Origin of the sequence: uncultured Anaerofustis sp., from assembly GCF_938029165.1 — a bacterium.
Taxonomy (GTDB): Bacteria; Bacillota; Clostridia; order Eubacteriales; family Anaerofustaceae; genus Anaerofustis.
In genome coordinates, this window is sequence record NZ_CALHFB010000007.1 from 16,307 (window position 1) to 37,574 (window position 21,268).

General features: G+C 35.3%; 22 protein-coding genes. 21 read left to right on the forward strand and 1 reads right to left on the reverse strand.

Annotation, left to right across the window (positions count from 1 at the left end):
- Nucleotides 1–169 precede the first annotated feature (169 nt).
- From Q0516_RS01265 to Q0516_RS01350, 18 genes are all read left to right on the forward strand, one after another.
- Complete coding sequence (locus Q0516_RS01265; protein WP_294468260.1) at nucleotides 170–1,282, forward strand: 4-hydroxybutyrate dehydrogenase; 1,113 nt, start codon at nucleotides 170–172, stop codon at nucleotides 1,280–1,282.
- A gap of 11 nt (nucleotides 1,283–1,293) precedes the next feature.
- Nucleotides 1,294–2,331, forward strand: a complete 1,038-nt coding sequence (locus Q0516_RS01270; protein ID WP_294468262.1) for a glycerol-3-phosphate dehydrogenase — start codon at nucleotides 1,294–1,296, stop codon at nucleotides 2,329–2,331.
- A gap of 482 nt (nucleotides 2,332–2,813) precedes the next feature.
- Nucleotides 2,814–4,790 carry a PTS sugar transporter subunit IIA gene (locus Q0516_RS01275; protein ID WP_294468264.1) on the forward strand — a complete coding sequence of 659 codons (1,977 nt, stop codon included), beginning with the start codon at nucleotides 2,814–2,816 and terminating at the stop codon, nucleotides 4,788–4,790.
- Nucleotides 4,791–5,104: 314 nt separating this feature from the next.
- Nucleotides 5,105–5,413, forward strand: coding sequence for a hypothetical protein (locus tag Q0516_RS01280; protein ID WP_257481060.1), 309 nt, complete (start codon nucleotides 5,105–5,107; stop codon nucleotides 5,411–5,413).
- A 23-nt stretch (nucleotides 5,414–5,436) separates the two neighbouring features.
- Nucleotides 5,437–6,696 (forward strand): PTS transporter subunit IIC, encoded by a 1,260-nt coding sequence (locus Q0516_RS01285; RefSeq protein WP_294468266.1) that lies wholly within the window; start codon nucleotides 5,437–5,439, stop codon nucleotides 6,694–6,696.
- 71 nt (nucleotides 6,697–6,767) lie between these two features.
- Nucleotides 6,768–7,682, forward strand: a complete 915-nt coding sequence (locus Q0516_RS01290) for a phosphotriesterase (protein ID WP_294468268.1) — start codon at nucleotides 6,768–6,770, stop codon at nucleotides 7,680–7,682.
- Between the two features lie 18 nt (nucleotides 7,683–7,700).
- Nucleotides 7,701–8,798, forward strand: coding sequence for an NADH:flavin oxidoreductase (locus tag Q0516_RS01295; protein ID WP_294468270.1), 1,098 nt, complete (start codon nucleotides 7,701–7,703; stop codon nucleotides 8,796–8,798).
- 22 nt (nucleotides 8,799–8,820) lie between these two features.
- Nucleotides 8,821–9,699: a class II fructose-bisphosphate aldolase gene (locus Q0516_RS01300; protein WP_294468272.1), complete on the forward strand. Its 879-nt coding sequence runs from the start codon at nucleotides 8,821–8,823 to the stop codon at nucleotides 9,697–9,699.
- Nucleotides 9,700–9,718: 19 nt separating this feature from the next.
- Complete coding sequence (locus Q0516_RS01305; protein WP_294468273.1) at nucleotides 9,719–10,774, forward strand: alcohol dehydrogenase catalytic domain-containing protein; 1,056 nt, start codon at nucleotides 9,719–9,721, stop codon at nucleotides 10,772–10,774.
- 12 nt (nucleotides 10,775–10,786) lie between these two features.
- Nucleotides 10,787–11,845 carry a 2-hydroxyacid dehydrogenase gene (locus Q0516_RS01310; RefSeq protein WP_294468275.1) on the forward strand — a complete coding sequence of 353 codons (1,059 nt, stop codon included), beginning with the start codon at nucleotides 10,787–10,789 and terminating at the stop codon, nucleotides 11,843–11,845.
- A gap of 13 nt (nucleotides 11,846–11,858) precedes the next feature.
- A complete protein-coding gene (locus Q0516_RS01315; protein ID WP_294468278.1) occupies nucleotides 11,859–12,893 on the forward strand; it encodes an alcohol dehydrogenase catalytic domain-containing protein in 1,035 nt (344 codons plus the stop codon).
- Between the two features lie 499 nt (nucleotides 12,894–13,392).
- Complete coding sequence (locus tag Q0516_RS01320) at nucleotides 13,393–14,247, forward strand: PhzF family phenazine biosynthesis protein (protein ID WP_294468281.1); 855 nt, start codon at nucleotides 13,393–13,395, stop codon at nucleotides 14,245–14,247.
- A gap of 109 nt (nucleotides 14,248–14,356) precedes the next feature.
- A complete protein-coding gene (locus Q0516_RS01325; RefSeq protein ID WP_294468282.1) occupies nucleotides 14,357–15,157 on the forward strand; it encodes a hypothetical protein in 801 nt (266 codons plus the stop codon).
- 172 nt (nucleotides 15,158–15,329) lie between these two features.
- Nucleotides 15,330–15,503, forward strand: coding sequence for a ribbon-helix-helix protein, CopG family (locus Q0516_RS01330; RefSeq protein ID WP_294468283.1), 174 nt, complete (start codon nucleotides 15,330–15,332; stop codon nucleotides 15,501–15,503).
- 117 nt (nucleotides 15,504–15,620) lie between these two features.
- Complete coding sequence (locus Q0516_RS01335; RefSeq protein WP_294468285.1) at nucleotides 15,621–15,770, forward strand: hypothetical protein; 150 nt, start codon at nucleotides 15,621–15,623, stop codon at nucleotides 15,768–15,770.
- Between the two features lie 97 nt (nucleotides 15,771–15,867).
- Nucleotides 15,868–16,038 (forward strand): ribbon-helix-helix domain-containing protein, encoded by a 171-nt coding sequence (locus tag Q0516_RS01340; protein WP_294468287.1) that lies wholly within the window; start codon nucleotides 15,868–15,870, stop codon nucleotides 16,036–16,038.
- 114 nt (nucleotides 16,039–16,152) lie between these two features.
- Complete coding sequence (locus tag Q0516_RS01345; protein ID WP_294468289.1) at nucleotides 16,153–16,308, forward strand: hypothetical protein; 156 nt, start codon at nucleotides 16,153–16,155, stop codon at nucleotides 16,306–16,308.
- A gap of 29 nt (nucleotides 16,309–16,337) precedes the next feature.
- The gene (locus Q0516_RS01350; RefSeq protein WP_257481071.1) at nucleotides 16,338–16,562 is read left to right on the forward strand and encodes a helix-turn-helix transcriptional regulator; all 225 of its coding nucleotides are present in this window, start codon (nucleotides 16,338–16,340) and stop codon (nucleotides 16,560–16,562) included.
- A gap of 42 nt (nucleotides 16,563–16,604) precedes the next feature.
- On the opposite strand, the gene Q0516_RS01355 is transcribed toward Q0516_RS01350, so the two are convergent.
- Nucleotides 16,605–17,492 (reverse strand): DegV family protein, encoded by an 888-nt coding sequence (locus Q0516_RS01355; protein WP_294468292.1) that lies wholly within the window; start codon nucleotides 17,490–17,492, stop codon nucleotides 16,605–16,607.
- A 342-nt stretch (nucleotides 17,493–17,834) separates the two neighbouring features.
- On the opposite strand from Q0516_RS01355, the gene prmA reads away from it, so the two are divergent.
- The 3 genes from prmA to Q0516_RS01370 all read left to right on the forward strand — a co-directional run.
- A complete protein-coding gene (gene prmA, locus Q0516_RS01360) occupies nucleotides 17,835–18,782 on the forward strand; it encodes a 50S ribosomal protein L11 methyltransferase (protein ID WP_294468294.1) in 948 nt (315 codons plus the stop codon).
- Between the two features lie 1,054 nt (nucleotides 18,783–19,836).
- Entirely contained in the window at nucleotides 19,837–20,538 is a 702-nt protein-coding gene (locus tag Q0516_RS01365; protein WP_294468295.1) for an NAD(P)H-dependent oxidoreductase, read from the forward strand.
- A 50-nt stretch (nucleotides 20,539–20,588) separates the two neighbouring features.
- Nucleotides 20,589–21,268, forward strand: a 680-nt coding sequence (locus Q0516_RS01370; RefSeq protein WP_294468297.1) for an iron-containing alcohol dehydrogenase, incomplete at its 3' end; no start/stop codon positions are given.

Genomic DNA, 21,268 nt, shown 5'->3' on the forward strand with positions numbered 1-21,268 from the left:
GCTTTATAAAATAATTATATTCTTATTGATTTGATTTTTTATCATAAATTTAGGACTCAAACTTTTCCTATTATTCCTTTTTAACGGAAATCTTACATAATTCGTTTGTATCGATTTAGATGTAGAATTATTGAAACGAAATAAATATTAAAAGAAAGGAGCAGATAATATGAATGGATTTATGGTTAGACCGAGCGTTTATAAATTCGAAACCGTAAGAGACTTTATAAATGATTTTAAACCGGGAAAGGATGATTTTATACTGACGACAAAACCCGTTTATGACTTCAATTTAAAAGGATTGGGTATAGAGGCTCAAATCAAATTCTATGAAACGTATGGTCAGGGGGAACCCAGCGACGAAAAGGTAGAAAGGATCTATAAAGACATAACGGGTACGCCCAAAAGGATAATAGCGATAGGAGGAGGCTCTGTCCTTGACATAGCAAAGCTTTTCTGTTTAAGAAGAGTAACTCCCGTAGTAGATTTATACGAGGGGAAATTTGAGCCTATCAAAGATAAAGAGCTTATATTGGTCCCTACCACCTGCGGGACCGGAAGCGAAGTTACCAATATAGCTATACTGGAGCTTATAGGTTTAGGTACAAAGAAAGGTCTATCTTCAAAGGAGATGTTTGCCGACAGTGCGGTACTTATTCCCGAACTATTGAAGGGACTTCCTTTTAAGGTTTTTGCATCAAGTTCTATAGATGCATTGATACATGCCGTAGAATCAGCTCTTTCTCCCAATGGGAATGAAATTACGAGGATTTTCAGCTACAAAGCAATCGAGATGATTTTAAAGGGATACACTTTGATCAGAAAAAAAGGCGAAGATTATATGGTAGAACTTTTAGATGAATTTTCTCTTGCGAGCTTACTCGCAGGTATAGCTTTTTCAAATGCCGGCTGTGCCGCCGTACATGCTTTGAGTTATCCTCTTGGCGCTAAATATCACGTTCCTCACGGAGAGGCAAATTATGCTGTCCTCAGCGGAGTGATGAGTAATTATCTTGAAATAAAGACGGATGGGGAAATAGAAATATTGGAAAGTTTTATAAGTGATGTTTTGGGGTGCGGTAAAAAAGAAGCTTTTGTAAAGCTGGAAGAACTTCTAGGATGTATCCTTATCAAAAAAAGGTTATCCGAGTACGGAGTAAAAGAAGCGGAACTCGAAACCTTTGCAAAATCTGTGATAGAAAATCAAGGAAGACTAATGAAAAATAATTTTGTAAAGCTGGATGAAGAAAGGGTTCTAAAAATCTATAAAGAATTATACTAAGGAGAATAAAAATGAGCGTTATAACAATAATAGGTGCCGGAATGATGGGAAGTGCACTTTCTTTTCCTTCAGCAGATAACAGGCACGATATAAGGATTGTAGGTACACCGCTGGACAAGGATATAATAGAACAGGCAAAGCTTACAGGTTATCATATAACACTGAAGAGATATCTTCCAAAGGGTATCGAATTTTATAATACCGATGAAATGGAAGAGGCAATAAAAGGAAGTGATTTGATAATCGGAGGTGTGAGCAGTTTCGGAGTAGACTGGTTTTTGAAGGAAGTCCTTCCAAAAATACCAAATCATATCCCTGTGCTGTCGGTAACCAAGGGGATGATAGATTTGGGAGACGGGAATATGCTTACATATCCTGAGTACTACGAAAAACATACCAATTCATATAAAAGTTTAAATGCAATAGGAGGTGCCTGTACGAGTTATGAGCTTGCGGATAGGGATAATACTCATGTGTGTTTCTGCGGAAGTGACATAAACATTCTAAGAAAACTAAAAAGAATGCTTGAGACAGATTATTATCACATAAGCATTTCCGAGGATATTAGGGGAGTTGAGAGTGCCGTCGCACTTAAAAATATATATGCACTTGCGGTAACTCTTGCCGTAGGCATAAGCGAAAAGAAGGACGGTAAGGGGGTTATTCATTATAACTCGCAGGCAGCTTTATTCGGACAGAGCGTGAGGGAAATGATGAAGCTTATAAAAATACTGGGTGGAAATGAAGAAAATATCGTTTTCGGAGCAGGAGATTTATATGTGACAGTATTTGGAGGAAGAACGAGAAAAATAGGTACACTGCTAGGTGCTGGACTTGATATCGATGAAGCTTTGGATACTCTGAAAGGAGTGACTTTGGAATCAGTGGTAATAGCTTCAAGAGCAGCTTCTGCCGTAAGAGAACTCATCAGGAGAAATAAGATAGATAAAAAAGATTTTCCTTTGCTTCTCCATGTGGATGATATAATAACGAATAAAGCTACGGTAGATATCCCTTGGGAGAAATTTGAAATAGAAAAAGAATTATAAAAGGAACGGTCATGCCGTTTCTTTTTTTATTATGATAAAAAGAAAAAATATAGGGAAGTGACGGGATTTATAATAAATTTTTCCTAATGTTTAGGAAACGGATATCATAAAATGAATACTTTCTATATATAAAAAGTTCATATATAACTAAGTTAAATCAATCAGTCTTTTATAAAAGGATAATATATATAAAATAAACTATATCTAAAATTTTCTTTATAAATAAAGGTATTAAAAACATTTTTTAGTTTATATGGTAGTATCAAATATCCTTTTATCTTGTTTATACTTCCTAACCGTTAGGAAATATAAACTTTTTTTTGAGTAGTTATACTTCTTATAATATTAATATAATATTAAAATTCAAATTTCAAGGGAATGATAATATTTAATGCGTATATATTCCTAAATATTAGGAAAGAAGTCGGATTGTATTTTAATAAGGTATATGCGTAAATAAACGTAGGAAGGAAATCTTCAAAATGAAAGAAAAAGAAGTTTTAAATATTCCTTTGAGGCAGAAAAACATATTGAAAATGCTTTTATCCGAAGACGGCTGGATAAAAGGTTCAAGGATAGCAAAAGAAATGGGGATAACCGACAGGACTGTAAGAAGCGATATTGCCGCTATAAACAGTGCTATGGAAGGAAGCTCCAATCTTATAGAATCTTCAAGACAGAACGGTTACAGACTCAAATCATCCAATTCCGAAATGCTTAATAAACTTTTGTTTAATAAAAAAAACCTTCCCATAACTCCCGAAGAGAGACTGAGGTATTTAAGCATAAGACTTATGCAGGTGGATGAATCAAATCCCAAAAAGCTATGGGAGCTTGCAGACGAACTCGCTATAAGCATGCCGACCTTGGAAAGCACTATACAAAAGATAAGGGGCGTACTTGAAAATCGTAAAGATCCTTTTGTCATAAAAAGAAAACAAGGGTTTATTTGGACAAAAGGTCAGGAAGAGTCCAGAAGGTTTCTCTTAAAAGAACTTATCCTCGACAGGATGGATCCCAGTTATTTAATGATTAGCAATTATTATAACTATTTTGATAAAAATATACTTGAAACTATCATGGGATGTATTCTGATGTCATTAAAAGAGTTTGGTTCGATAATGACCGACGAAGATATAATTCACCTAGCTGTATACTTGGCGATAAAACATAATCGGATAAGCACAGGACATTCACTTATACTGCAGAAGAGCGAAACTTATTCGATCAATGACGATAAAAGCAAACTTGCTTTTAAAATTGCAGAGAGTTTAAAGGATAAGCTGGGGCTTCATTTGAACGATGCGGAAATCCTCGATTTGATGATTCAGCTTTCTCTAATGAGAGTGGTGACAGAAAACAAAAAGGAAAGAGAAACAAACAGCGGTTCCGATAAAAACCACTTTATGGCTATTGTGGATTCTCTGCTTAATGATATAAAAGATAATTTCGGACTTGATTTATCTAAGGATGAAGAGCTAAGAGTAGGACTTTGTTCACATATAAAATATATGATAAAGCAAAAAGGAGAGCCTCCGGCGGGAAGTAATCCCATACTCGGACTTCTTAAGACAGAATATTCATTCGTCTTTGAAATGTCTCTTTATTTGTATGAATGCTTTTACGAGATGTTTGATGTTAAATTGAACGAAGATGAACTGGGATATATAACCGCTTATCTCGGGGCTGCGATAGAGCGGATGGAAAGCAATATGAATTCCAGCAGCGTTACCGTGGCACTTGTAAGTAACACCAACCACGGAACAAGTACACTTTTAATGGCTAGGATAAAATCAAAATTTTCCAATAAATTCAACTTGGTCGGTCCTTACTCTGCGTACAGCTTGGATGAAATAATGAAGGATAATCCCTTAGGCATAATAACCACGGCTTCCAAGTATATGTTTGATGATTGCCATCTGCCTGTAGTTAAAATCTCTCCTATGCTTGATTCAAACGATATAACATCGATAAATTCGATGATAGTAAGCATAAAGAACAAGACTTTTTCAAATCCTTTGCCAAACGGTGTAGATTCTTACTTCGATAAAAAATTCTTCTTTAAGAATTTAAAGGCTGAGAATTATACCGAAGCGATAACTAAGATGACCGAAGCTCTCGAAGCGGAAGGATATGTGAAATCCGATTTTTTGGATAAGACACTTCAAAGGGAAAAGATATCTTTTACTACTTTCGGTAATTTACTTGCAATGCCTCATCCTTTGGAGTCATCGTCTAATAAAACAATCATCAGCGTTGCAATATTAGATAAAGCAATAAAATGGGGAAGTGCTTTCGTTCAAGTGATATTCCTTATGTCAATAAGAAAAGAAGACCTTAAATATATAAGACATCTTTTTAATATAACAGTAGAGCTTGCCAACAATCCCGAGAGGGTGACAAGGCTCATACTTTCAAAGGATTATGAACACTTTATATCCATACTAAAAGAAATATAAAGTCAAGTATAAATTTGTTATCATCCATAGTTAAATAACTATGCTTGCATAAACCCTCCTATTAAATAAAGAGATGAGAGTGAATTATATAAAACCAAGTATAAACTTCAGTGTCCGGTTTTATGTACTGTAAACTCGGTACGTAAAAATTTACTCTTATCTCCGATAAATAAAGAGGAAGTATAAAAAAGTTCCTAAGTGAAAACAATATTAATTTTGAATTTAAACTATTGTTACTGTAAACGATTTAAAAACGGTCATAAATGTTTAAGACATACAAATAAAATAAATTTTTCTGAAAGGAGGATATAAAAATGTCAGAAAAAACTTATACGATTTTATCCGCATGCGGGAGCGGGGTAGCAACATCGTCGCATATAGCTGCTTCCCTAACTTCCAGCTTGAAGGATATGGGTATGAATGTGAACGTGAGGACGTGTTCCCTCGGAGAGATAGACGGTCTCGTGGAATCAATGCATCCGTCCATAATCGTAGCTACGGCTTCTCTAGAGACCGTACATAATATCGGGGACATAAAAGTTATGAACGGTATACCTCTGCTTACGGGTGTGGGCAGACAGGAAATGCTTAATGAAATCGCGGATTATTTAAAAACACAATAAAATAAAGAAAGGAGAGAACAAAAATGTTAAATATCGTTAATACCATTTTAGGTTTAGGCGCAGCTGTAATAATGCCGCTGGTAATACTTATTCTTGGTTTAGTATTTAGGATGAAGATAAAAAATGCCATAAGAGCAGGTTTAACTGTAGGTATCGGATTTACAGGTATCAATTTGGCAATCGGACTTATCAGCAATAATTTGGGAGGAATAGTAGAGGGACTGCAGAATAAGTTCAACCTGACACTTAATATAACAGATGTAGGCTGGCCCGCAGGTTCGGCGATTTCCTTCGGTAACGGTACGTTCGTAGTAGCATGTATCGTGACTTTTTTGGCAATAAATGCAATATTCCTTATTTTAAACTGGACTCATACATTAAACGTTGATATATTCAACTATTGGCATCATATATTGATCGGTACAATGTCATACTTTGCGACAGGAAGCATGATAATAGGTATCATAGTGGCAACTGCGTTTATGATGATAAACACCATACTTGCGGAAAGGCAGGAAGACGTAGTAGTTGATTTCGGAGGAGAACAGTGGCGAGGGCTTAGTTTTACCACACAGAGTTTCCCTATCCAGCTGCTTTTCTCAAGGGCTTGTAACTGGGTAATAGACAGGATACCCGTTATCAATAAAATCAATTTTAACTTAAACCAGCTTCCTTCAAGTATATCTTTCTTCGCAGAACCGGCGATTTTGGGATTTATCCTCGGCGGGCTGTTATCTGCGGTAGCGGGATATACGTGGGAAAATATCCTAAGTGTAGGGATAAACATGGCAGCTGCTATGTATCTCCTTCCAAGAATGGTTTCCATAATGATGGAAGGCTTGGCACCTCTTACAGATGCGGCAAGAGAATTTATGACAAGTAAATTCCCGGGCAGAAAATTCAACCTTGCAATGGATTATTGTATGCTTATGGGAGATAAAGAAGTTATAACGATGGGACTTATAGGTATACCTATAGTACTCTTCCTAGCGGTTGTCCTTCCGGGAAATAAATTCCTTCCATTTACCGATTTACCTTCACTTCCGTACTGGGTAATAGGTATAGTATACGGCTCGAGACATAATGCTTTCAGGACTATACTGATTTCGATAATATCATTCTCACTTGCACTTTATATGGTTACCGACCTTGCTCCGCTGTTTACACAAATGGCTTCAAATGTCGGTTTCGAATTTGTAAAAGGAACGACTATCGGCGGATACTGTATAGGCTTTGAATGGGTAGGATATATATTACATAAGATAGTTACATTTATATTCTGACCGTAATGATATATTAATTGATTTTGACAAATATGCTATGCATATTTGTCAAAACTTTGAGAGGATAAAAAATGAATAAAATAAGAACGGTACTTGGGGATATATCATCCGATAAAATAGGTATGACATATACTCACGAACACATATACTGCTCACCTTACACGTCAAAAAAGGATCCGACTTTAGCAATTACGGATATCGATTTGACTATTGAAGAGCTAAAGAGTTTCAAAGAAGCGGGCGGCGTTACTTTGGTCGAAGGCACCGCCATTGATTACGGCAGAAATCCCGAAATGTTGTATAAGGCTAGTAAGGAGTCAGGGGTAAATCTGATAGCTACGACCGGATATTATTTACACGACCATAATCCGAAAAATATAAAAGATATTAGTATTGAAGGACTTGCCGAAGTTTTCATTAATGATATAGATTTCGGTATGGAAGGTACTGATATCAAAGCTGGGCAGATAAAATGTGCGGTCTCACCTTTATTCATACATGAAAATGAAGAAAAGTGTTTGAAGGCTGCCGCATATGCTCAGGGTAAAACAAACGCTCCCATATGGATACATCACGGAGGGATAATGGGTATGGAGATACTCGATATACTGGAAAGAAACGGAGCGGATTTATCAAAAGTAGTTTTAGGTCACGTGGATAGAAATCCCGATGCTTACGATTATAAAGAAATCGCAAAGAGGGGCTGTTATATATCGGTAGATAACCTTGCAAGGCTTTACAGATATTCTTTGGAAGAAAATATAAGAGTACTTAAAGATTTACTGGATATGGATAAGTTAAATCGAATATTCATAAGTGCCGATTTCGGAAGATATACCTATTATAAAGCTTACGGCGGAGGACCGGGGCTTGAATATATATTAAAGAAATTCATACCGAGATTTAAGAAAGAATGCGGACTTAGCGAAGAAGATATAAATCAAATATTTATCAATAATCCAATGAATGTCTACGGATGTTTTTAAAGAAAGTAAGTGACTATAATGAGTTTAAATATATTTTCTCCCATTACAATAAAGAGTCATGAAATAAAAAACAGAATAGTTATGCCTGCAATGGTCAGTTTCAATTATGACATCAAAGACGGAAACGTGAACGATAGGCTCATCGAACATTACTTATCAAGAGCAAAAGGAGGAGTCGGGCTTATAATTGTCGAAGCGATATGCGTAGATGATAATCTTAACTGCAGGCTGACAAAAGGTGAGCTTGGACTTTGGAGCGATGAACATACAGATGGACATAGAAAGTTGACTGATGTCATTCATGGTGAAAACTGCACGGTATTGGCACAGCTTAATCATGCGGGTATAAAAGGAATAACGAGTGAAAATATAGCTCCTTCCGATTTTGAGGGAAACATAATAAATAAAACATTTAAGGCTAAAGAAATGAGTTTGTCTCAGATAAGAGAAATAAAAGAAAAGTTTATAAAAGCTGCAATAAGAGCGAAGAATGCAAAGTATGATGGCGTTGAAATACATTGTGCTCACTCTTATTTATTAAGTGATTTTATTTCCCCTGTGTCCAATAAGAGAAAAGACGAATACGGCGGAACATTGGAAAAGAGGATGAAACTTCCATTGGAGATTATAAGAGGAATAAGAAAAGAATGTGGTAATGATTTTATTATTTCAGTGAGGATGGGATATGATGAACCGACTATATATGAGGGGATAGAAATCGCAAAGATGTTTGATATGAGCGGTGCCGATATCATTCACGTGTCTACCGGTTTCGGCTCCAGCGGATATATGAGTGAAAGTATCATGAAGAAGCCTCCTGATGACTTTCCTTTTAATATCAGGATATGGGCGGCTTCAAAAATCAGACCTAATGTATCCTGCCCGGTAATTGTCGTCGGAGGAATAAGGAACGGTAATGATGCAAATACTGTGGTATCAAAAGGGTACGGCGATTTTGTCGCGGTTGGCAGAGGTCTTTTATGTGATCCGGAATTCGTAAACAAGATAAAAGAAAAAAGGAAAATATCACAGTGTTTTAATTGTAGTAAATGCATGTGGAGCAGTGGTTTTGATAAATGTCCGGGAAGAAAAAGGTATCTTGACGGTTTAAAATAATAACAAAGAATTGAGGAAAATTATGTTAGTAAGTATGGATAAACTCTTAAATAAAGCAAAAAAAGAAAAATATGCCGTTGCGTCTGCCAATGTTTTTAATGACAGAAGCGTAAAAGCGTGTTTTGAGGCGGCGGAAAGCCTAAATGCTCCGATAATCATTTCCGCGACTTCGTATGTACCTATGGAAGAAATCGCGTCGTTGGTGAATCACTATAAAGATAAATACGAACATGTTTCCGTATCACTGAACCTTGACCACGGAGCTGACTTTGATGCGGCTATGAGGGCTGTAAGGTGCGGTTTTACTTCCGTGATGATAGACAAATCTACTCTTCCTTTTGAAGAAAATATAAGATATGTTAAAGAAGTCGTAAGAGCAGCACACCCCGTAGGCGTTAGTGTGGAAGCCGAACTGGGGCACGTGGGAAAGGGTTTTGAATACGATAAGACAAGAGACAGCGGACTTACAAGACCCGAAGAAGCCTCGGAATATGTGAAAAGGACCGAAGTAGATGCTCTCGCGGTTGCGGTGGGGACTTCCCACGGTGTATATAAAGGAACTCCAAAACTTGATTTTGGTTTACTTAAAAAACTTAATGAAGCGGTGGATATACCTCTCGTCCTTCACGGCGGTTCGGGAACAGGCGATGAAAAATTGAGAAAAGCCGTAGAGACAGGGATACAAAAAGTTAATTTGTCTACTGATTTATCAAGTGCATATATCAAATCAGCCGGTGAATATATAAATAATGAGGGCGAAATATTAGATGAAGAAATGAATGTAATATATAAGGGCAATAGGACTGTGTTTGTGAATACATGCTTGGATAAGGGGCTAAAGGGTTATAAAGATTTACTGGTTCATTATATAGAACTGTTCGGCGGAAGAAATAAAGCGTGATACTTGGGAGATGAGAAAAATGGAAGAAATCAAAAATATAAGATTTGGCTGTCTTGTGAAGAAAGGCAGAGCCGAAGTTCATGAAATGCCTTTAGCTGAAGTAAAAGATAATCAAGTTTTAGTAAAACAGCTGGAGTGCAATATATGTACCGCAGATTATACTCAGTGGCTGGGGCTTAGGGAGCATAACGGCTATCCCGTAAGCGGAGGTCACGAAGCAAGCGGGATAGTCATAAAAAAAGGCAGAGATGTGGTTGATTTGGAAGTCGGAGATTTTGTTGCTATTGCTAATAATTACTGCGGGTCGTGTGAATTTTGCAGGAGCGGGAGAGAAAGCGAATGTAAAGTAAGGGCTTCATATGACGAGCATGGTATTTATAAAGGAAGAATGGGATTTGCAGATTACTTTATTAGACCTGTAACGAGCGTGATAAAAATGAATAATGACTTAACACCCGGTGAAGCAGCATTTTTAGAGCCTGTAGCTACTGTCGTAAAAGGTATAAATAAATTAAGACTTAAACCTTTTGAAAAAGTAGTGGTCATAGGTGCCGGTACTATGGGGATGATTAATGCTATGACAGTAAGGGCATACGGCGGAGAAGTAATTGTAAGCGAAATGATGGAAAATAAGCTTGAAACAGCGAAAAAGGCAGGATTTACGACTGTCGACCCTACAAAAGATGACGCTGTAAAAAAAGTAATGGAGTTTACGGATAATAAAGGTGCAGACTGCGTGATCGTTGCTGTCGGTAATACAAATGCAAATATCCAAGCGGCAAAAATGCTTAAAAAAATGGACGGGAGACTTCTCGTATTCGCCGCAAATTATCCGCCCCCTCAGATTGGTATAACAGCAAATGATATCCACTACAGAAGGATGGAGATCATAGGAACTTATTTGGCTGATCTTAAGGAGTTTCTTGAAGCTTCTAAGCTTTTAAATATCCATAAGATAGATGTAAAACCCCTCATAGAAAAAAATAAATATTATTTGGATGATATAAATGAAGCTTTTAAGGAAGCCTCATCGCCCGGTAAATACAGAGTAAGCGTACTTTTACATAAGGATTAAAAGGAGATAAAGATGAGCGAAAAAATCAAAATTGCACTTAGTGCGGAGTTATTGCCAGATGATTTGAATAAAATAAAAGAAAAATATGATTTAAAAATCTTGCCGTGGACGGGAAGCGATTATCTCCCTACCAAGGAAGATATCATAAATGAGTGTAACGGTCATGAAGTTGTATGTATATATACCGACCCTATGCCGAAAGAATGTATAGATACACTTTCCCAAAATGGTTTGAAACTGCTCGGATGTGCCAGAGCGACGCCTAACAATATAGACTGGAAAGCCGCAAAGGAGAATGGTATACCTATAGTCCACGCTCCGGGGAGGAATGCACATACGGTCGCGGAGTATACTGTCGGAATGCTGCTTTCAATATGCAAGAGGATAGGTTTTACATATCATGGACTTATGGAAGGTAGATTTCTTGCTGATGAAAAAGATATATACGACGTCCCCGAAAGAAAAGACGTCATATGGCGTTTCAAGGACAGAGAAAATCCTAGGTCTTCTTATCCATGGAGCATCGATGTATATGAAAGGACAATAGGGCTTATCGGACTTGGTGCCATAGGGCAGAATGTAGCGATGATATGCAGGGGCATGGGGATGAATGTAATAGCTTATGACCCCTTCCAAAATGAAGAAATATTTGGTAAACTGGGGGTAATAAGAGCAAATGATTACAGGGACATGCTTCCTAAATGTGATTTTGTCAGTGTACACCTAAATGTTACCGAGGATACAAAGTCAATGATAAACGATGAATGGTTTGATTTGATGAGAAGCGATGCGTACTTTATCAATACAGCAAGAGCAGCCGTTGTAGACCAGAAGGCACTTATAGACGCTCTCGAAAAAAAGAAAATAGCATTTGCGGCAATCGATGTCATGTGGGATGAGCCCGCACCGAAAAATCATCCTCTGTTAAAAATGGATAATGTACTCATAACTCCTCATATGGGAGGCATATCCTCGGATGTAAAAAAATGGGCATCTCAGATGATGACCGACGAACTCATGAGATATGCAAATAAAGAAAAGAACCTAAGAGTATGGACAAGACTTGAATAAAGGAGTGAATGATATGAAAGCACTGGTATTAAAAGGAAAATGTAAGGTAGATTATGAGGAGATAGAAACACCGAAATGTCCCAAAGGAGGTCTTTTACTGAAAATGGAAGCCGTGGGGCTTTGCGGTAGTGATGTTAGAACATACGAGTTCGGTCATCATAACGTCGAATACCCCGCTGTGCTGGGGCATGAGAATGTGGGAAGGATAATAGAAGTGTCACAAGGTGTAGAGGGATATGAAGTAGGAGAAAGGATAATGATGCATCCGGGTATACCCTGCGGAAAATGTATATATTGTCATGAGGGATTACACTCTCTTTGTGAAAACCGACAGACCTATGGTCAGGACTTGCTTGGAGGTATGGCGGAGTATATGGCTGTTCCGAAAGAGGGTATTGACAGAGGGCTTATATTAAAAGTCCCAAAGGATATAAAAAGCGAAGATATAGTTACGGTAGAGCTCCTTTCTTCCGTATTAAATGCACAGGAAAATGCGGGAGTGGGTATAGATCAGACTGTCGTTATAATCGGTACAGGTCCCATAGGGTGTCTGCATTCCGAGATATCCAGACTAAAGGGGGCAAAGAAAATAATAATGGTTGATTTAAAAGCTTCTCGTCTTGAGATGTGTAAACAATTCAGCGGTACGGATTTTATAGACTCTTCCAAATGGGACCCTATAGAAAAAGTCATGGAGCTTACCGGAGGAACAGGTGCCGATCATGTAATAGTTGCTGCTCCTTCCGCAGATGCTCATTATCAGGGACTTAGGATGCTTAAAAAAAGAGGGACTCTTGTATTGTTCGGAGGGCTTAATAAATCCGATCCATGGACAAAACTGGACGCCAATTTAATACATTATCGAGAACTTACCATAAAAGGTGCTTTCGGATATGGATTTTCGATATTCTCCAAAGCCTTCGATATAGTCTGCAATAAAATGCTTAAGGGTAATATAGTTACACATGTTATCCCTTTAAAAGATATGGAAAGAGGAGTTTCTCTTATAAAAAAGGGAGAAGCTTTAAAAGTAGTGATGAAGCCTTAAATCATTGGTGGTAAGTAAAAACATTATGACACGATTTACTTAGTATCATATTATTTTAGTATTTTACTATATATGAAATCAGGATACATTTATAAAACAAAACACCTTTTATTCTTAGGGTGTTTTGTGTTATTTAATTGATTATTTACATATTATCCTACTTTTTATTTTTAAATATCTATTATTTATTTTACTTTAAGTATAATTCATGGTTTTTCATTTAAAATATATAAAACTTTCTATATTTTTCAGTCTTTAAAAAATCAGTATATACTATGGTATTTTATATTATGTAGTATGATTATCACCATATAATTTTAGTTGTAATTTTGTAAAAAATATCTCATTAAACAGATATTCATTAAAGCTGTAGAATATTTTCTATGATTTTATTTGATATAAAATAAACAAAATCGTTTATGCAAAAGGAAATAAATCTTTTAATAGCTTATGTTATATTGTATAATAAGAAAAATTTACTGTAAGGAAATAATAAAAAATGGATATATTTATAGTCGATGCATTCACAAGTGAAATATTTAAAGGAAATCAGGCGGGAGTAGTTATTTTATCCGAAACCGAAGATTATCAAAGTGAAATTTTTATGATAAATTTAGCTTTGGAATTAAAGCATTCCGAGACCGCTTTTGTGAAAAAGATAAAAGAAAATGAATATAAAATAAGATATTTCACTCCCGTATCGGAAGTGGATTTGTGCGGACATGCAACTATTTCTGCTTTTTGTTTATTAAGGGAGCATGGTTATATAGATGAAGGGGATTATATTATTGATACTTTGGCGGGAAGATTAAATGTCGAAGTAAAAAAAGATTTAGTCTGGATGGATATGGCAACTCCTAAGACAATGTATGAATTTAAAGGAGAAGAAATAAACGAATTGTATGAAGCCTTTGATTTATCCGAAATTGATAAGGCAAATAGTTTAAGACCTATGATCGCCGATACGGGGCTTAGGGATATCATGCTTCCCGTAAAGGATAGAAAAACATTAGACTTTGCTTTTATGAACAGAGATTTGGTAGTAGATATTTCTAAAAAATATGATGTCACGGGATTTCATCTTTTTTGTTTAGGTGATGATAGGATAACTGCATACTGCAGGGATTTTGCACCTTTGGTCGGTATAGATGAAGAGTCTGCAACCGGCACTGCAAACGGTGCTTTGACTTATTATTTAAAAGAGTATGGTTTGATAAAAGAGGGAGTAGTGAGTACCTTTATACAAGGGGAAAAGATGAATAGAAAGTCTGTTATAAAAACGATGATAGATGAAAATAAGATAAAAGTAGGGGGCAGTGCAAAGAGTGTTTTAAAATGTGAATTGTTGAAATAAATATTTTAAATAAATTAAATTTTTATTCAAAATACTTAATAAGTAAGTGGATAATTAATTTATCTTTTAGAGAAAATAAAAGGTAGATTATTTATATAAGGATAGAAATATGTTTTATAAGGATTATTTCAATAAATCGGTAAAGTCGGCAACGGAGTATAAAATCAGATATTTAAAATATTTGCTTAACGACAGCAGTATTTATAAATTCATTCAATTCAATGATAACGAAGAAGAAAATCTTTTGAAGCTGCAGTCGCTCAAGAACGGTACTTTGTGGTTCAGCTATTACAGATATTTAAACGACCCTACGGAATATAAGATAGAATATAATATAAGAAAGACTCAGCGTAATACAAATCTAAGCAGGGAAGAGATAGAGTATCTCAACGGCTCAATGAAAGAGATGTACGATGTGTGCTGTTTTTCATATAAATATAACGATTATATGTGGGATATATATGCAAATGACGGAAACGGGCTTTGTATAGTATTCCAGTCTTTAGACCTCGATATGCTATATCCCATAGATTATATCGAGAAAAAAAAGATACCTTTCACGAATTTGATAATCAATTCTTTAAATGCTTTGGATGAAGGAATTATCACCAATATCCCAATGGCTGTCCTTCCTTTCGTCGTAAAAAATCCAATGAACGGATATTTGAATTCCACCAAGGAAAATGAGATAAGGATGTTATATTCATTCTATTCAGATAAGGATATAACCAAAGGGAAACTGTACCCCGATATAAAAATGCGAAGCGGTTATCTCGGGTTGAACGTGCCTTACGATAAGGTTGATTTAAGACTTAAGAAAGTTATAATCGGAAGTGGGTGCAGTTTAAATTTACTGGAAAAAATAATCGAGATTTGTGAAGATAATGATTATGATTATGAGATAAAGTAGATGTGTAACTATAAAATAATTAACACAGTTCATATCGTAGAATATATTTTAAAAAGCTCCTTAATGGGGCTTTTTTATTTTATATATATACTACTTAATACTACCTCGGCATTTTAGTCGTTACAATTTATACTATTAGTAGCGACATGAAAGAGAGGTGTAAAATTACATAATGGCTAAATTAGGCAGAAAACCTTCAGAAAATCCTAAAAATATCATGCTTAGAATTAGAATTGATAAAGAAACATTAGCAAGATTAGACTTTTGTTGTGAAAAAGAAAATGTTAATCGTTCCGAATTTCTAAGAAATGGGATAGATGAAAAGTATGCAGAATTGAACAAATAAAAAAGGTAGCCCACGACCAGGCAAAAGGTAAATGTGGACTACCAACCCCAAACGGAGTATGTAAATATTATACACTGCATATCTCTGTTTGGCAAGGAAATAAAGGGAGGTATCTTTATGAATAACTTAGATTATATTGATGTAATTATAGATGAAGAACATCTTAAAAAATTAAATGAATACTGTAAAGCAAAAAATTTAAATCAGGAAACTTCTGTATGTAAAGTATTAAAAGATACTATAGAAAAAAGAAATAAATTTTATTGAAATAATCCTACTAAATCCTACTTATTTATTAACTAGTTTGTCGCGACAATGTATAATAAGGATGTAATAGCTAAAAAGTGAGGTGAAGAAATCTGCTATGAAAAAAGGCACGAAGCTCACGGATAATCCCAAAGATTTTATGTTGCGTGTAAGAATGGATAAAAAAATCCTTGAAAAGCTTGATTTTTGCTGTAAGGAGAATAACTTGACACGTTCGGAAATAGTAAGGAAAGGGATTGAAGAGCTGTACGAAAATTTAAACAAATAAAAAAGGTAGCCCACGCCCAGACAAAAGGTATATGTGGACTACCAACCCCAAACGGAGTATGTAAATATTATACACTGCATACCTCTGTTTGGCAAGCAAACAAGGAGGTATTTAATGAAACAAAATTTTATGGATATTGATTTATCCGTTGATGAGAGTACAAAAGAGAAATTTGATAAGTGCTGTTTTGCATATCACCTTAGTAGAGAAGAATTAGTTAATAAAGTGATAATCGGAATATTAGAAGATAATAAAAAAACTTTAAATTAAAATCAGTTTATAATACTAAGGAGAATATTATGGAAATAGCAGAAATTATCGGGAACAGGATTATAGAACTTTGCAGTGAAAGAGATTTATCAATAAATAAATTATCTAAATTGTCCGGCGTAGCTGTATCAACAATAGATAATATAGTAAATAAGCGATGCAGTAATCCCAGAATATTCACAATTAAAAAGATAAGCGAGGGATTTGGTATGTCAATCATTGAATTTTTTGATTATGAAGATTTCAGGAAATAATATAAAAGCTATCATTTCTGATAGCTTTTTTGTTTTTAATATTTAATTCAAATACTTTTTAAATTCTCCGTCGCTTTCGTTTTCAAATACTGCCGCTATAACGCCCGGTCCGGTATGGGCACCTATTGCACAGCCTACATAGCTTATTACGACTTCCTTAACGTTGTATTTTTCTTTTAAAACTTCTGAAAGTTCTTTTGCTTCTTCTTCTCTGTCTCCGTGAACGACCCCAATGATTTGGTCTTCAAGGTCTTTTCCTCTTTCTCCAACAAGCTCTATTATTTTATTTATGGCTTTTTTTCTGCCTCTTACTTTGGCAAATGCTTTCAAAGCCCCGTTTTCGTCTATATCTATCATAGGTTTTATATTTAAGCTTCCGCCCACTACGAATGATAATCTTGAGAGTCTTCCGCCTTTATATAAGTATTCCAATGTTTCCACCGTTACGATATGCTCCATGTGTTCGGTGAAGTGCTTGGCAGCTCTTATTATCGTCTCTTTGTCCGCTCCGTTTCTCTGCATTTTAAGCAGCTTGTAAACGGGAATACCAAATCCCAGTGAAGCACACTTTGTATCTATTATTGTAATATCAAAATCCGGATACGTTTCTAAAAGCTCGTCCTTTGCAAGGTTAGCCGCATTGAACGTTCCCGCAACACCTGTTGAAAAACACATATAAAGTACTTCGTCTCCGCTTTTTGCATATGGCTCAAAATTTCTTTTGAACATCTCCGTATTGATGTGATATGTCTTAATATCCTTTGTGCTGTCTTCAAGGGTCGAATAAAATTCCTTTGGGAAAATCGTCTCTCCGTCGAAATAATCCTTTTCGTTTATAACAACGGGAGTAGGTATAACGTGAAGATCGAATTCGTCGATTATATTTTTTGGTACATCACTTGCTGAGTCTGTAATTATCTTAAAGGCCATGATTTCCTCCGTAAACTTCTTTTTATCTATAATTACTATACTATATATTTATAAAATTTTCAAAACATTAATTAAATTTTAATATAATATCGAAAATTATTCTTCTTGAAGTTATCATTGTTTGGATATATAATTAATAGCGAAAGATTTACCGATATATGAAAAAGTGAGAATAAAATATTTTAAATGAAATAATATATCGATTTGTATCATTTAAGATATAGGTAATGTCAGAAAAGATTTTAATGATTAAAATGTATTTTAAATTATATAAATCAGCAATTTAAATCATTATTAAATATAAAGTCTATAAATTTAAATAAGTAATTTTTAGGAGAGCAAATGGATTATAACGAAATAAGTATTTATACAAAAAGCGAGGGCATAGATATACTAACGAATGCTTTGACGGAAATCGGAATTGATAGTTTCCTGATCGAAGATAAAGCGGATTTTGAAAACTTCCTAACCGATAACAGAGAGACTTGGGATTTGGTTGACGAGGATTTGATGAAGAAAAAGGATACCCCGACAAACGTCAAGGTTTATATACTGGAAGATGAAAATCAAAATGAATTAATAACCAAATTAAAAGATAAATTAAATATACTTAAGGCGGTGGATAGTGAGGATATCCTCGGAAGCCTTGATTTAAGTTTTAACGACATAAAAGAAGAAGACTGGGCAAATAACTGGAAGAAATATTTCAAGCCTTCCAAAGTCGGTGAAAAGCTTGTTGTAAAGCCTACTTGGGAAGAATATGATAATATAGAAAACAGGATAATACTTGAAATCGACCCCGGTGCAAGCTTCGGCACGGGAACTCATGAAACCACAAGGCTTTGTTTGATGGGACTTGAAAAGTATATAAAAGAGGGAGACGAAGTTATCGACGTTGGCTGTGGGAGCGGGATACTTTCAATCGCTGCTGCAAAGCTCGGTTCAGGACACGTAACGGGAGTCGATATAGACCCTATGTGTATTGAAACTTCTTCTTATCTATCCAAAATAAATCATGTTGAAGATAAATTTGATGTTTTTATCGGAGACCTTGCGGAGAAAGTAGATATAAAAGCAGATATAATAGTTGCAAATATATTTGCTCATATAATAAAAAGACTTACTCCCGATACAAATAGGATACTTAAAAAGGGAGGTATCTTCATCTCCAGCGGTATAATCGAAGAAACCGTCGATACTGTCGTTGAGAGTTATAAGGAAAATAATTTTGAGATACTTGAAGTTAATAATATGGGGGAATGGTATAGTGTTGTTGGGAAAAGGCTGTAAGGGCTTTCAGCCCTTAGGAACCTGACCATATTTTGCTTGTCCAAAATATGGATAAAAGGACCCCGCTGGGCGCGGTGCCTTTAAACGCTTCTCAATTTCCAGAGGAATGCTGCCCGCATTCCTAGGAAGAGAAGCTACCCGTCCCCTTCATTAATAGAAAAATTAGACTTTTATATACTTTTAATTTAAGAGCCTTATGAAAGTTTGTTAAACAGTCTATAATCCCATCTTATATAATAAAAAGTTTTGTATTTGATTAAATATTATGACTTTTCATAATGTTTAATAAAAGATAAGACTAATAAATAAAAAATGGGTTAGCGGTATTTTTAAAAATCTTGGTTAAGATTTTGACCTCTTATTGTTTTTAAGAAAGAGACAGATTTTATTTATAAGATTTCGGTTATTGAGCATAATTTTTTTCCCATTTTGTGACTATCTCAAATTATAAAGTTTTAATGATTAAGTAACGATAATTGAAACTATATAAATTACAGTTATATATGAGGTTTTATTCAAGATTAAAGTAATAATTTATATATTTTTATGTTTTAGATAATTAAAAACTTACTTAAAAGAGGGACTGGATATTGGTAATTTCAAAATCTTGGGTAGAGATAAAATAAGGAAACTTTCAAATATTCCTGCGGAAATTTGCTCGTGTTATTCGGGGCTAAAGTTTGAATAAATTTAACAAATGTTAAATTTATTTGTTCTATCAAACAATGAATAGTCAAATTCGACCGTGTTAATAACCCTCACGGCGACCCCATGAAAGCATTTAATTCATTTTGACTGACCGAGAACTCTATAAAGAGTTTTTATATTTTATCAAAAATTAAAATAAAATATCACTGAGCAAAGCTCAGCGGTCAACATAATTTCGAAATCGTGTTATCAAATGTGTTTCACACATATTAATTTTACTTAAAGTAAAATTAATAAAACTTCTTTGAAGTTTTCCGATAGTCAAAAAGGCTGGGGCATTAAGGGCTGATAGTCTTTATAAGGGATAGTAAGACTAGGCTAAGAAAGTATAAGGAAAGGACAAATATTGAAGGTAGCACTTATAAACGGACAGAACCATAAAGGTTCCACTTATAATATAGGTAAGAAATTGGCGTTGAAACTTACCGGTGAAGAAAACATAAAAGAGGTATTTCTTCCGAGAGACATGCCGAAATTTTGTGTAGGATGTACATCTTGTTTTATGAAGAGCGAGACACTCTGTCCTCATTATGAATTGGTTCATCCTATAGATGAGATAATTCATGAAAGCGACGTCTTGATATTCACGACACCTACATATGTATATCATTCGTCGGGTTCCATGAAGGCATTTCTCGATCATTTCGGTTATAGATGGCTCGTTCACAGACCGGAAGCAGTGATGTTTAAAAAGCAGGCGGTCTGTATATCAACTGCGGCAGGCGGAGGAATGAAGAAGGCATGCAAAGATATAAAGGACAGCCTTGACTTTTGGGGGATACCGAAGACTTATATTTATGCCAAAGCTGTATATGCGGTCAAATGGAGTGAAGTAAGTGAAAAGGTAAAAGCTAAAATAGAAAAGAAGACGGATGTTTTAGCGAGGAAGCTTAAAAAGCATGAGGGAAAAACGAGAGTAAATTTAAAATCGAGGCTTTATTTTTACGGGATACGTCTTGCTCAAAAAAGAGGCGGCCTTAATAAAGCAGATGTCGATTACTGGAATGAACAAGGTTATAACGATAAAGTAAGACCATGGAAAAGCTAATCAATAAAAAAATTAAAATATAATAATATTAAAATTAATGGAGGCAGATCATGCAAAAATTTGATTATTATACTCCTACGAAAGTAATTTTCGGTAAGGGTATGGAAAACGAAGTCGGAAAAGAAATGAAGAAAGATGGTGCAAAGAAAGCATATATAGTTTACGGGGGAAAAAGTGCTAAGAAAAGCGGACTTTTGGATAAAGTGGAAAAGTCTTTGAAAGATGAAAATATCGAATATAAGATGATAGGTGGTGTAAAGCCAAATCCGAGATTGTCACTTGCCAGACAAGGCGTTAAGGAATCAAAAGAATTCGGTGCTGATTTTATCCTTGCGGTAGGCGGGGGAAGTGTTATCGATACAGCAAAAGGTATTGCTCACGGCGTAGCAAATCCCGATACAGATATTTGGGATTTCTGGGAAGGGAAAGCTAAAGTCGAAAAATCTCTTCCCGTAGGTGTTATACTTACTATTTCGGCGGCAGGAAGTGAAATGAGTAATTCTGCGGTACTTACAAACGAAGAAACGGGAATGAAAAGAGGTCTCTCAACTGATTTTAACAGACCTAAATTTGCAATAATGGACCCCGAACTTACATATACTCTTCCTGATTATCAGGTAGGATGCGGTGTAGTGGATATCATGATGCACACTATGGATAGATACTTCACGGATCTTACGGACTGTCAGAATGATTTGACCGACGAAATAGCAGAAGCCTTACTTAGAGT

Coding starts and splice junctions, on each gene's coding strand:
- Q0516_RS01265 (WP_294468260.1), top strand. CDS start 170: ATGAATGGATTTATGGTTAGACCGAGCGTTTATAAATTCGAAACCGTA.
- Q0516_RS01270 (WP_294468262.1), top strand. CDS start 1,294: ATGAGCGTTATAACAATAATAGGTGCCGGAATGATGGGAAGTGCACTT.
- Q0516_RS01275 (WP_294468264.1), top strand. CDS start 2,814: ATGAAAGAAAAAGAAGTTTTAAATATTCCTTTGAGGCAGAAAAACATA.
- Q0516_RS01280 (WP_257481060.1), top strand. CDS start 5,105: ATGTCAGAAAAAACTTATACGATTTTATCCGCATGCGGGAGCGGGGTA.
- Q0516_RS01285 (WP_294468266.1), top strand. CDS start 5,437: ATGTTAAATATCGTTAATACCATTTTAGGTTTAGGCGCAGCTGTAATA.
- Q0516_RS01290 (WP_294468268.1), top strand. CDS start 6,768: ATGAATAAAATAAGAACGGTACTTGGGGATATATCATCCGATAAAATA.
- Q0516_RS01295 (WP_294468270.1), top strand. CDS start 7,701: ATGAGTTTAAATATATTTTCTCCCATTACAATAAAGAGTCATGAAATA.
- Q0516_RS01300 (WP_294468272.1), top strand. CDS start 8,821: ATGTTAGTAAGTATGGATAAACTCTTAAATAAAGCAAAAAAAGAAAAA.
- Q0516_RS01305 (WP_294468273.1), top strand. CDS start 9,719: ATGGAAGAAATCAAAAATATAAGATTTGGCTGTCTTGTGAAGAAAGGC.
- Q0516_RS01310 (WP_294468275.1), top strand. CDS start 10,787: ATGAGCGAAAAAATCAAAATTGCACTTAGTGCGGAGTTATTGCCAGAT.
- Q0516_RS01315 (WP_294468278.1), top strand. CDS start 11,859: ATGAAAGCACTGGTATTAAAAGGAAAATGTAAGGTAGATTATGAGGAG.
- Q0516_RS01320 (WP_294468281.1), top strand. CDS start 13,393: ATGGATATATTTATAGTCGATGCATTCACAAGTGAAATATTTAAAGGA.
- Q0516_RS01325 (WP_294468282.1), top strand. CDS start 14,357: ATGTTTTATAAGGATTATTTCAATAAATCGGTAAAGTCGGCAACGGAG.
- Q0516_RS01330 (WP_294468283.1), top strand. CDS start 15,330: ATGGCTAAATTAGGCAGAAAACCTTCAGAAAATCCTAAAAATATCATG.
- Q0516_RS01335 (WP_294468285.1), top strand. CDS start 15,621: ATGAATAACTTAGATTATATTGATGTAATTATAGATGAAGAACATCTT.
- Q0516_RS01340 (WP_294468287.1), top strand. CDS start 15,868: ATGAAAAAAGGCACGAAGCTCACGGATAATCCCAAAGATTTTATGTTG.
- Q0516_RS01345 (WP_294468289.1), top strand. CDS start 16,153: ATGAAACAAAATTTTATGGATATTGATTTATCCGTTGATGAGAGTACA.
- Q0516_RS01350 (WP_257481071.1), top strand. CDS start 16,338: ATGGAAATAGCAGAAATTATCGGGAACAGGATTATAGAACTTTGCAGT.
- Q0516_RS01355 (WP_294468292.1), bottom strand. CDS start 17,492: ATGGCCTTTAAGATAATTACAGACTCAGCAAGTGATGTACCAAAAAAT.
- prmA (WP_294468294.1), top strand. CDS start 17,835: ATGGATTATAACGAAATAAGTATTTATACAAAAAGCGAGGGCATAGAT.